The 10,578-nt window shown below is 67.6% G+C and carries 11 protein-coding genes; 6 read left to right on the plus strand and 5 right to left on the minus strand.

Annotated elements, in window-relative coordinates; translation table 11 throughout:
* Positions 1-14 precede the first annotated feature (14 nt).
* From ACAM57_RS02840 to ACAM57_RS02860, 5 genes are all read left to right on the plus strand, one after another.
* Complete coding sequence (locus tag ACAM57_RS02840) at positions 15-1,724, plus strand: wax ester/triacylglycerol synthase family O-acyltransferase (RefSeq protein ID WP_369660639.1); 1,710 nt, start codon at positions 15-17, stop codon at positions 1,722-1,724.
* A 168-nt stretch (positions 1,725-1,892) separates the two neighbouring features.
* Positions 1,893-2,450, plus strand: coding sequence for a hypothetical protein (locus ACAM57_RS02845; protein WP_184642062.1), 558 nt, complete (start codon positions 1,893-1,895; stop codon positions 2,448-2,450).
* Positions 2,451-2,504: 54 nt separating this feature from the next.
* On the plus strand, positions 2,505-2,963 hold the full coding sequence (locus ACAM57_RS02850) for a phasin family protein (protein WP_369660640.1): 459 nt from the start codon (positions 2,505-2,507) through the stop codon (positions 2,961-2,963).
* Between the two features lie 26 nt (positions 2,964-2,989).
* A complete protein-coding gene (locus ACAM57_RS02855; RefSeq protein ID WP_126025804.1) occupies positions 2,990-3,625 on the plus strand; it encodes a TetR/AcrR family transcriptional regulator in 636 nt (211 codons plus the stop codon).
* 88 nt (positions 3,626-3,713) lie between these two features.
* Positions 3,714-4,499, plus strand: a complete 786-nt coding sequence (locus ACAM57_RS02860) for an esterase/lipase family protein (protein WP_369660641.1) — start codon at positions 3,714-3,716, stop codon at positions 4,497-4,499.
* A gap of 46 nt (positions 4,500-4,545) precedes the next feature.
* On the opposite strand, the gene ACAM57_RS02865 is transcribed toward ACAM57_RS02860, so the two are convergent.
* The 5 genes from ACAM57_RS02865 to ACAM57_RS02885 are packed head-to-tail and all read right to left on the minus strand — an operon-like array spanning position 4,546 to position 9,817.
* The gene (locus ACAM57_RS02865) at positions 4,546-4,812 is read right to left on the minus strand and encodes a hypothetical protein (protein ID WP_369660642.1); all 267 of its coding nucleotides are present in this window, start codon (positions 4,810-4,812) and stop codon (positions 4,546-4,548) included.
* A 5-nt stretch (positions 4,813-4,817) separates the two neighbouring features.
* Entirely contained in the window at positions 4,818-5,969 is a 1,152-nt protein-coding gene (locus ACAM57_RS02870; protein WP_369660643.1) for a hypothetical protein, read from the minus strand.
* Positions 5,969-6,316, minus strand: a complete 348-nt coding sequence (locus ACAM57_RS02875) for a PAAR-like domain-containing protein (RefSeq protein WP_369660644.1) — start codon at positions 6,314-6,316, stop codon at positions 5,969-5,971. The genes ACAM57_RS02870 and ACAM57_RS02875 overlap by 1 nt, the downstream gene beginning before the upstream one ends.
* Entirely contained in the window at positions 6,313-7,479 is a 1,167-nt protein-coding gene (locus ACAM57_RS02880) for a DUF2169 domain-containing protein (protein ID WP_369660645.1), read from the minus strand. Before ACAM57_RS02880 ends, ACAM57_RS02875 begins: the two co-directional genes overlap by 4 nt.
* Positions 7,472-9,817: a type VI secretion system Vgr family protein gene (locus tag ACAM57_RS02885; RefSeq protein ID WP_369660646.1), complete on the minus strand. Its 2,346-nt coding sequence runs from the start codon at positions 9,815-9,817 to the stop codon at positions 7,472-7,474. The genes ACAM57_RS02880 and ACAM57_RS02885 overlap by 8 nt, the downstream gene beginning before the upstream one ends.
* A gap of 144 nt (positions 9,818-9,961) precedes the next feature.
* Here ACAM57_RS02885 and ACAM57_RS02890 point away from each other — a divergent pair, with 144 nt between their 5' ends.
* On the plus strand, positions 9,962-10,576 hold the full coding sequence (locus ACAM57_RS02890; protein ID WP_369660647.1) for a hypothetical protein: 615 nt from the start codon (positions 9,962-9,964) through the stop codon (positions 10,574-10,576).
* Positions 10,577-10,578: the final 2 nt, after the last annotated feature.

Here is a 10,578-nt window from a genome sequence, read left to right on the forward strand (position 1 = left end):
AGGAGACACTACACATGAAACACCTGAGCGGTCTTGATGCCACCTTCCTGCACCTGGAAACGCCGGAAATGCCGATGCACGTGGGTTCGCTCAACGTGCTCGACCTGCCCAAGGGCTACACGGGCGACTTCTACGAGGACGCCAAGAAGTTCATGGCCAGCCGCATCCACCTGGCCGACGTGTTCACGCGCAAGCTCGCGCTGATGCCCTTCGACATGACCAATCCGGTCTGGGTGGAAGACAACGACATCGACCTCGACTACCACGTGCGCCATATCACGCTGCCCAAGCCCGGAACCAACCGGCAGTTGCAGCAGTACGTGGCGCGGCTGCATTCGTCGCTCATCGACCGCAGCCGCCCGATGTGGGAGTTCTACATCATCGACGGCCTCAAGAGCGGCCAGGTGGCGCTCTACACCAAGGTGCACCACGCGGGCATCGACGGGCAGGCCGGCGTGGAAGTGGGCAAGGCCATCTTCGACCTCGAGGCCACGGGCCGGGTGGTGAAGCCGCCGCGCTCGCGCCCGCGCGGCAACAACTACCAGCTGGGCATGGCCGAACTCGCTACCGCGGCGCTGCGCAACACCGCGCAGCAGTACGTGAAGCTCTTCAAGATGGCGCCGGCCATCGCGCGCGCCATCAGCGGACTTGCCAGGCCCGACGAGAAGGCGGCCGAGAAGGACGCGGCCGCCGCGCCGAAGAAGTTCAACCTCTTCGCGCCGCGCACCTCGCTCAACGTGTCGATCACCAACCAGCGCACCTTCGCCGGGCGCACCATCTCGCTGGCCGAGACCAAGTACATCGCCAAGCACTTCGGCGTGTCGCTCAACGACGTGGTGCTGGCCACCGTGTCGGGCGCGCTGCGCCACTACCTGGCCGACAACAACGAGCTGCCGGCCAAGCCCCTGGTGGCCGGCGTGCCGGTGAGCCTGCGCGAGGCGGGCGACGACACGGCGAACAACCAGGCCAGCATGATCCTGGTGAGCCTGGCCAGCGACATCACCGACCCGATCCAGCGGCTGAAGGCCATCAACGCCTCGTCGACCAGCTCCAAGTCGACCATGAACCGCTTCAAGGCGGTGATCCTCGACGACTTTCCGACCTTCGCCGCGCCCTGGCTGGTGTCGGGCATCGCGTCGATGGTGGGGCGCTCGGGCATCGTCAACCTGCTGCCGCCGGCGGCCAACGTCGCCATCTCCAACGTGGCGGGCGCGCCCTTCCCGATGTACTTCGCGGGCGCGCTGGTCACCTGCTACTACCCGGTGTCCATCGCCAGCCACGGCACGGCACTCAACGTGACGGTGCAGAGCTACAACGGCCGCATGGACTACGGCCTGATCGCCTGCCGCCGCGCCGTGCCCGACATCACGGAGATCGGCGACTACATGCTGGCCGAGCACAAGCTGCTGATGGAGCTCACGCAGAAGCACCCGGCCGCAGCCGGCGCCGCGCCCGCTCCGGTGCCGCCGAAGACGGTGGCGGAGCCCTCGGACGACGAGGCCGAAGCCATGCCCGTTGCCGCCGCAAAGAAGAAGCCAGCCGCTCGCAAGAGGGCCCCGGTCAAGGTCGCGGCGAAGAAGGCACCCGTGAAAGCGGCTGCCAAGGCGGCCGCCAAGCCACCGGCCAAGGCCCCTGCCAAGAAGGCTGCGGTCAAGGCTCCTGCCCGCAAGGCCGCCCCAGCCAAGCGATCCCCGGGCGCTGCCCCCAGGGCCGCGGCGGCCTGACCGGCACAAGGGGGCGGGCCCGGAAAGAAAATTGGGGCAGTTGGACTAGTTTTCCGACCGTTCTAGTTTTCCAGGCCTAGGCCCCCTGGAAGAAGATAGGCCCATCGCGGCTGATCCAGTCCCTCTGTTTCCTTCGCGAAGCCCATCAACTTCAAGGAAATCTTCATCATGTCCACGCAAACCTCCATCGCCTCCGCTGCCGTCCACGTCGTCGGCCAGTACAACGACGCGGGCAAGACCCTGGTCGGTGCCTACCGTGCCGGCGTGCACCGCCTGCTGGGCGGCGCCGCTTCGCGCTACAGCGAATTCCTCGGCAGCCGCCAGCTCCCGCTGGTGAGCGAGCAGGTCAAGGCCAACCTGATCGGCGCGCAGGAGAAGATCAACGGCTTCCTGGCCAACCGCGTGGATATCGACACCGGCCGCATCGTCTCGGTGATGGACCGCGTCGCCGCCGGCACCACCAGCGGCATCGAAGCCGTCGCTGGCCGCGTGGCCCGCGTCGAATCGCCGGTCGCCACCTCGGTGATCAATGCCCTCGGCGCGCTGAACCAACCGCTGGCCACCGTCTCGGTGCAGATCGCCGACCGCATCGCCGCCGGCACCAGGCAGATCGAAGCCCGCGTGAACGGCGCCGAAGAAGCCGCCAGGCCGGTCCGCACGGTGAAGGCCAAGGCCGCCGCCGCCAAGAAGCCGGTTCGCCGCGCTGCTGCCCGCAAGGCGGCCTGATCCTGGGGCGCATGGCGCCCCTTTTCATTTTTCTTCCGGCATCTGGAGTACCGAATGGCCACCCGTCCCGACGAAACTGCAAGGTTGAAGAAGAGGGCGGCGCCCGCGAAGGCGGCCAGGACGGCGCCGGCCGCGAAGAAGAAGGCCCCCGCCGCGAAGAAGGCGGCGGAGCAGACGGGCAGCAAGGCCGAGGGCCTGCTGCGCGCCGGCCTCAAGGCGCTGGACAACGTGCGCAACGACGTCGCCAAGCGCCAGGCCAACGTGATCGAAGGCCTGCTCGGCATCGGGCAGGGCAAGGTGCCGAGCCTGGGCCTCGACAGCTTCGGCATCCGCAAGTTCGAGGACGTGTTCGACCAGCGCGTCGCCACCGCCATGCAACGCCTGGGCATGCCCGACGCGGCCGAGGTTCAGGCCCTGCGCGACGAAGTGGCCAGGCTGCGCGAGCGCGTGGCGCAGCTCGAAGCCGGCACGGGCGCGGGCGCAGGCACATCCCGCGGGCGCGGCAAGCGCTGAACGGCAGGCAACGCAGCAAGCCGCCTGTGGCCAGCTCCAACACCACGCGCGACCGCATCCTGCAGGCCAGCCTGGCGCTCTTCAATGCGCAAGGCCTCGCGGCCGTGTCGACCCACAAGATCGCGGCCGAGCTGGGCATCAGCCCGGGCAACCTGCACTACCACTTCAAGGCCAAGCAGCTCATCGTCGAATGGCTGTTCCGGCGCTTCGAGCAGCGGCTGGAGGCCTTGAACGGCTCGTCGGCCTCCATCGCGGCCATCGACGACCTCTGGCTCGCGCTGCATCTGCGCTTCGAGGCCATCGACGAATACCGCTTCATCTACCGCGACATGGCCTTCCTGGCCAGCGAGTACCCGGCGCTGGGCCAGCGCGCGCAGGCCCTCACCGCGCAGAACCTGCTGGCCGCGCAGACGCTGTGCGAGAGCCTCGTGGCCTCGGGCGTCATCGAGACCAGTGCCGAGCAGGCCCGCATCCTGGCGCTGCAGATGGTGTTCACCACCACCTGCTGGCTCTCGTTCGAGCGGCTGGTGCCTGGGCGCGAGGCGCTGGCGCAGGCCGACCCGGGCCTTGCGGCCTTCTACACGCTCACGCTGGTTTCCCCGTATGTTTCCGGCGAATCGAGGGCTTACCTCGATTACCTGAGGGCCAAATACCTCGGATAAATGTCGCTGCCGTCCGACGGGGCATTCGCTTTGCCGGCCTCACCTTCGTTCTGAAGCAGATACAAGAACCACAAAGGAGCCATCCATCATGACCAGCGCTACCGCCACCTACGCCAAGGACGACCTCACCCCGCCGTCGCGCCTGCTGCTGCTGGCCGAGGGCCGCGCGCTGTGGGAGACCGGGGCGGGCCTCGCCATGTGGCCGCTGCTGCAGCTCACGCCGCGCGGCGACGGGCACCCGGTGCTGGTGCTGCCGGGCCTGGTGGCCGGCGACGGCTCCACGCTGCTGCTGCGCCGCTACCTCTGCAGCCGCGGCTACGACGCCCACGGCTGGGGCCAGGGACGCAACTTCGGCCCGCGCGAGGGCGTGGAGCAGGGCATGGTCGAGCTGCTGAAGAAGCTGCACGGTGAGAGCGGCCAGAAGGTCAGCATCATCGGCTGGAGCCTCGGCGGCGTGTACGCACGCATGCTGGCCTCGTCGTACTCACACATGATCCGCGGCGTCATCACCCTGGGCAGCCCCTTCTCGGGCAGCCCGCGCGCCACCAACGCATGGCGCGTGTACGAAGGCGTGAGCGGCCAGAGCTCGCACGACCCGCGTCGCATGAAGTTCGTGCAGCCCACGCCGCCCGTGCCCACCACCTCGATCTTCAGCCGCACCGACGGCGTCGTCGCATGGCGCTGCAGCATCGAGAAGACCGGCCCGCAGTCGGAGAACATCGAAGTCATCGCCAGCCACCTTGGACTGGGCGCGCACCCGGCGGTGCTCTATGCGGTGGCGGACCGGCTGGCGCAGCCGGAGGGACAGTGGAAGCCCTTCAATCGCGGGGTGCTGGGGCCGCTGGTGTATCCGGATCCGGATCGGGGCGCTTGAGTTTCGGGCGCCCGCAGCCCCGCCGTTGCGGTCACCCAGGTCTTTCTCAAGCCTTGGCCAGATGGGCCATGACCTCGTCGACCAGTTCCCTGGAGCCTGAAATCGACAGGCCGACGAAGGTTTCGGCTTCGACCAGGAGATGCTGGTCGGCGATGGTCACCGAATAGCTGTCTATCTCCTGCGAACCGGCAACGGACCAGTCGTGGCCGTCGAGAACGGCCCCCATCTCCCGCAGGGCCTCCGCAAGCTTCTCGCGCAGCTGCTCGTCGTATTCGTCGCCGAGGATGGCGGTAGAGGCGGTGCCTTCATTCATGGTCATCAAAGTCCCAGGTCCTTCCCGCCAGTTCGTGTGGCGGATTCAATTATCTGACTCCATGATTTCCCCCGTTGCTGCAGCCAGTCGATGGTGGGGCCCAGTTTGTCGCCGTACTTGGTCAGATTTCTCTCGTAGATCTTGTCCAGCATTTCCTTGGGGGTGAGGTCCTTGTACTGGACGCCCAGCGCGCGCCTGTCGGCATGCAGCTGTCTTGCGATTTCCTCTTCGCTCTTGCCGGCGTTTCGCATTTCCGCCTCCTTGTCCTTCAGGGAGCGGACCTTGGCTTCGTACTCGGCTCGCAAGGGGGCTTTCTGAGTGACGACGACACCGTCCGCCGGAGCCGTTTCCTTCGCTTGTCCGGTGGACGGCCGTGACGAAGACGGCTTGCCCTCCACCGGCCTGCTCACCGGTTCCAGGGGCGCATTCCTCGCGGTGCCCCCAGGCCGGGGCAGGGGCTCGGCAGCAGGTTTCCCACCAAGCACGGTGACGGCGGCCGCAGATTCGAACGCACTGGCCCCGAACTGATTGGCCGCGGCGACCTGCTGCTCCGAGCCGCCCAGCACACGCGTGGCCGCACCGGGTGCCCCGAACAGCGGGCCCAGCAGTGCGATGCCCAGCGAATTGCCGAAGCGCAGGTTCTGCTCGCTCAGCCAGGCGCTTTCGGCGCCGGAGATGTTGTTCTCCCAGCGAGGCCCAGGCGTGTACACGTCCTGCAGGAACGAGGTTCTTCTCCTGAGCTCCAGCGATTGTTCCGGCGGCAGCGGACTCTTGCCGCTGTAATGGTCGTTCAGCTGCTGCAGCTTCTCGTCCAGCGCCGACTTCGGGATCTCGTCGGGCATCTGTTCGCATGCGCGCTGGAAGGTCTTGGCCGACTGCAGTGCATCGGTCGGTTCCAGGCGCGCGTCGCGGCCGGTGCCGATGAACATCCGCTCGTACCAAGGGAGCTTCTCGAACGCCGCCTTCTCCCGCTCGTACCGTTCGCTGCAGATGCCGGGTCGGCGCCGCAGCATCGGCCCCTTGGGCACCTCGAAGGTCAGCACCCTGCCGAGGGTGCCGTTGCTGTTGAAGGCCGGGGTCGAAAAGGGGGACGAAGACGAAGAGGAGGTGGACAGCACCTGTCCCAGCGTCTTCTTGTCGTCGGGGGTCGAACTCATCAGGCCGATCCGTTCATCTCGCAAAGATCGCCATGGCGGGCAACGGCACGGCTTTCGACGAAGACCGTCTGCGAGCCCGAGATGATCTTCACGTTGCCCGCGCCGAGCGAGACGCCCGAGCGCACGCCGCTTCCCGCGTTGCCTGTCACGCCCTTGACGATGCTGTCGACCATCAACACCTTCTCGCTGCGCGCGAACACGGTGTGCGAGTAGGCGGCCTTCTCGGGCGGGAGGATCGACACGATGTCGAAGGGAACGACCTGCGTGCCGACGATGCAGAAGTCGGGCACGACGTTGACCACCATGAAGCCCGACTCCGCATCGGCGATGTGCTTCTCTGCGCTCATATAGCCACTCCTTGAGCTTCGGCCGTTGCCGCGGCAGCCTCGGCGATCGGTCGGTGGAACAGGTCGACCGCCACCGTGTCGAGTTCCTGGTCCAGCGTGAGCCGCCAGGTCAGGTGCACGAGCATCTCGTCGAGGTCGACGTGAACCGTGTCGAGCGTCATGGCCTCGCTGCGCTCCGCGCCGCCGCCGTCCCTGCACAGCGCCTCGATCCACAGCTGCGGCAGCTGGAACTCGATATGCGGCGCGGAGGCGAAGAAGCCGCTCATGCGCACCGATTCATCTCCCCGCAGGCCGCCGGCCACGACCTGGTCGGCGGGCGCGTACTGGAAGAAGCGCTCGTCGAAATCGTCGGCGTAGTCCATGTACGGCTGTCCGGCATGACGCTGGAGCCAGGCGTCGTCGTAGGTGCCGGCCAGCGCCAAACGCGGCTGCCAGAAGCGCGCGATGGGGCCGAAGCCGGCGGGCTGCGCGTCCTCCTGGTTGGCGTGCTGCAGCGGTGCGCCGGCGTATTCGATCTGCGGTCCGAAGAACGGCAGCCCGGCGGCATGGCGCGCTCCGGGGTGGTCTTCGCGGGCTGCGCTGCCGAACCATCCGGTGCCGCAGGGATTGGCTGCGTGCGTGCGAGGCTGGGCTGCTTCATCGTCTCCCTGGTCGAAGCCCCATCCGCCGTAGGCGAGTTCATAGCGCAGAGGCACGGCGAGCGTGGGTTGCGGATCGGACAGGCCGCGCTGTGCGGTGTCCTCGTGCCAGCTCCAGTGCCGCGGACCCGTCAGGCGCAGCGCCTTGTGCAGCAGCGTTTCCTCCTGCCGGCGCACCAGCAGCTGCGCATGCCACTCGCTCGACGGCGTCCAGCCGAGGGCGTGCGCGGTGCCCGTCACGTAGACGTCGGCACCGGGCTTGCGCAGCAGCACGTCGGTGGCGGCGCGCAGGCTCGACAGCATGGCATGGTCGGCGTCCCACGGCTCGTCGGCGAAGACCGGTCCGCGGTGGAACGCTGCCGGCTCCAGGCGCCCGGGCGCGAGAACGAAGCTCGCGCACACCACCACCACGTCGTGGAAGCGCCGGCCCTTGCCCATCTTGTCGAACTGGAAGTGAGGAAAGGGCGTCGCGTTGCGCAATTGCGCGAGGCGTGGCTCGGGAATCGGCGACGCGGGCTCAGCCATGGCTGTCGTCCTTGTCTGCAGCCATCTTCCCGACGCCGGCAGAAACGGCCGCGGAGACGGTGCCCAGCACCTGCGTCACCTGGCCTGCCGTTCCACCGCCACCGCCAGCGCCTCCGGCCACCTGCTGCGCGATCGACGCGAGCTGCCCCGCCTTGCCCAGCAGGTCGGCCGGGTTGCCGCCCATCAGCGCGTCCAGGCTCGCCAGCGGGCTGCCCGGAGGCTCGGCCGGTGGCGGGGTGGGCACCGCGTCCGGCTGCAGCGCCGCGCCGCCGCCCACGGGGTTGAGCCAGATGTGCTCGCCGTTGACGGTCACGTCGTCGCCCTGCGCCGTGATGTTGATCTTCCTGCCCGTGACCGAGATGGAGCCGTCGGCCTTGAGCTGCACCACCGATGCGCCCACGCGCAGCGAGATGGTCTTGCCGTCCATCTCGATGTGGCTGCCCTTGTCGCCGCCCACGGACAGCAGGTACTTCTCGCCGACCTTGGTGGTCTGCGTCTTTCCGACCATGGTGTTGTCCATCATGCCGACCACGGTGTTGCGCAGCATGCCGACGTTGAAGGAGTAGGCCAGGCCGATGTTCACCATCTTGGCCAGCCCCACGTTGTGCATGTAGGCCATGCCGATGGTGGCCATCTGGTTGCGGCCCACCTTCTTGCTGCGGTCGCGCCCCACGGAATGGGTCTCGTCGTGCTCGACCTCGATGTCCTGGTTGCGCTCTGCGTGCAGCCACACCTGCTCGGCACCCTTCCTGTCCTCGAAGCGCAAGGCGTTGGCGTTTGCCTCGCTGCCGCCCTCGGAGCTGCGCGTGAGCAGGCCGCTCTGCGTGGCGTTGTCGGGCAGGGTCCACGGCGGCATGTTGTCGGCGTTGTAGACGCGGCCGGTGACGATGGGCCGGTCGGGGTCGCCGTTCTCGAAGTCGACGATCACCTCCTGCCCGATGCGCGGGATCTGGATGCCGCCGAAGTTGGTGCCAGCCCAGGGCGATGACACGCGCACCCAGCACGAGCTGTTCTCGTCCTTCGTGCAGTAGCGGTTCCAGTGGAAGCTGAGCTTCACGCGGCCGTACTCGTCGGTCCAGATCTCGCGGCCGGCCGGGCCGGTGACGATGGCGGTCTGCGGCCCGGTTGTGCGCGGCCTGGGCACCGGCGGCGCCGGCGCGCGGAAGACCTTGCTCGACGGAATCACGTCGAAGTCGACGCGGCATTCGAACTCCTGCTGCGAACTCGCGTCGCCCACGTCCTGCAGCCGCAGATGGGCATGCGTGACCAGGTACTGCCGGTTCGATTCGTTCTGCGGATGCCGCTCCAGCGTCATGAGGCAGCCCGGCACCACGGCACGCAGGTTGCCCGAGCCGCTGGCGAGTTCGCCCTGGCTGCCGGTCTCTTCCATGCGCGTGCGCACCAGTTGCTCGCCTTCGGACTCGACGACGTAGTCGCCCGGCCAGCCGTAGCGCTCCCAGGTGTTCTGCGCGGTCTTGCGCGGCATGGCGCTGATCTGCTGCAGCTCGGCCTTGGGGCGCGTGAAGTCGAAGTCGTCCGTCACCCAGCGGCCGCTTTGCAGCTCCTCGCAGGCGTTGAAGCGGTCGCAGTGCTCCTCGCGCACGGTCGCGTCCGCAGGGTGGAAGGGGATGCTCTGGTAGCCCTCGTGGGCGAAGGGCTGGTGCGAGGCCATCTCGTCCACGATGACCAGCTTGTGGCTGCTCTCCTCGTGCTCGAAGTAGTAGTACAGGCCCCATTCGTGCAGCAGCCGGGCGATGAAGTCGTGGTCGCTCTCGCCGTACTGCACCTGGAACTCGCGCGGCGGATAGCTGCGCGTTGCCCGGACTTCGAAGGGCAGGCTGTACTTGCCGAGCACCGTCCTGACGATGTCCAGCACGTTCTGGTTCTGGAAGATGCGGTAGTCGCTCGCGCGCGTAGCGAGCGTGAGCCAGGGCTCGATCACGGCTTCGTAGAGCGCGCGCCGGTTCTCCAGCCGCAGGAAGCGTACGCGTGTGACGAGGCCCGAAATGTGGCGCTGCTGCGGCCCGGAGCCCGGGCGGCCGTCGAGCACGATGTGCGCGGCCAGCATTTCGCCCACAAGCTGCTTGATGGCGACGTTGGCCGCCTGCCGCTCGTTGTAGCCCTGCTGCTCGGGCGTGGCCAGCGTCAGCGTGTAGCGAAACAGGCTGCTCAGGCCCTCGTCGCCCGCGATGGCGATGGGTTCCAGCGCCGGCGCATTGCCGAGCGTGGCATGGCGGACGAGGAAGCGGTAAGGACACGCGCAAGCTGCGCTGCGCCGACAGACATGGAATCTCCCTGGAGTTCTTGGGTTCTTGGCTGACGAAGCAAATCGTAGCAATTCGAGCCTGAAACACCAGTAAGACGATAGATTGCTACAGATCGGGCATTTCCGGCGTGCTTGCGTTCGTGTGCGCAAGATTGCGGCGAGCCATGACTTCCGTCACTTGTGGCGCCGCTGGTCCGCCCAAAACAATGGCGCACCATGCACAGCCTCCCGCCCATCTACCCCCGCATCAGGCACGCCGGCTTCGTGGAGCAGGCAATGCGGCCGGTGCTGGACCTGATCGAGACGCTCGGCGGCAACCGCGAAGCGCACGAGCCGGTGGCCTTTCCCCTTGCCGCGGATTCCGACCTGCTGGTGAGCTTCGTGGTCGACACTTCGGCGCGGTTCGTCACGCTGACCCGCGAGGGGCTGCTGGAGACAGGGCTCGACACGCAGTCGATGTACGAACTGGCCATCGACAACATGCTGCGGCTCGTGGCGCCCAACGTCCGCACGCGGGATTTCGGCTGCTACAAGGCACTCGTCGCGGGCGACGGCTTCGAGGCCTGCATGCTGCTGCTGCCCGATCTCTGGCAGCAGCTTGCGCAGGGCTTCGAGGGCGAACTGATCGCGGTGGTGCCGAGTCGCGACGTCGTCTACTTCGCCGAGAGCCGCGGCGGCGCCGAAGCGTTGGGCCGCATGTGCGCTGCCGCCGAAAAGCTCAGGGCGGCTGCCGGGTCCGAAGGGCTCTCCGACAGGGTGATGGCGCTGACCGCCGATGGCTGGTGCGTGCGCGGCACGCTCGACGCCTTCGCCCCGGCGCTGGAAGCCTGAGC

It is taken from the genome of Variovorax sp. V15 (assembly GCF_041154425.1).
Lineage (GTDB): Bacteria > Pseudomonadota > Gammaproteobacteria > Burkholderiales > Burkholderiaceae_C > Variovorax > Variovorax guangxiensis.

Excerpts from the sequence above, each read along its gene's own strand:
- ACAM57_RS02840 (WP_369660639.1), top strand. The coding sequence starts at position 15 with ATGAAACACCTGAGCGGTCTTGATGCCACCTTCCTGCACCTGGAAACG.
- ACAM57_RS02845 (WP_184642062.1), top strand. The coding sequence starts at position 1,893 with ATGTCCACGCAAACCTCCATCGCCTCCGCTGCCGTCCACGTCGTCGGC.
- ACAM57_RS02850 (WP_369660640.1), top strand. The coding sequence starts at position 2,505 with ATGGCCACCCGTCCCGACGAAACTGCAAGGTTGAAGAAGAGGGCGGCG.
- ACAM57_RS02860 (WP_369660641.1), top strand. The coding sequence starts at position 3,714 with ATGACCAGCGCTACCGCCACCTACGCCAAGGACGACCTCACCCCGCCG.
- ACAM57_RS02865 (WP_369660642.1), bottom strand. The coding sequence starts at position 4,812 with ATGAATGAAGGCACCGCCTCTACCGCCATCCTCGGCGACGAATACGAC.
- ACAM57_RS02870 (WP_369660643.1), bottom strand. The coding sequence starts at position 5,969 with ATGAGTTCGACCCCCGACGACAAGAAGACGCTGGGACAGGTGCTGTCC.
- ACAM57_RS02875 (WP_369660644.1), bottom strand. The coding sequence starts at position 6,316 with ATGAGCGCAGAGAAGCACATCGCCGATGCGGAGTCGGGCTTCATGGTG.
- ACAM57_RS02880 (WP_369660645.1), bottom strand. The coding sequence starts at position 7,479 with ATGGCTGAGCCCGCGTCGCCGATTCCCGAGCCACGCCTCGCGCAATTG.
- ACAM57_RS02890 (WP_369660647.1), top strand. The coding sequence starts at position 9,962 with ATGCACAGCCTCCCGCCCATCTACCCCCGCATCAGGCACGCCGGCTTC.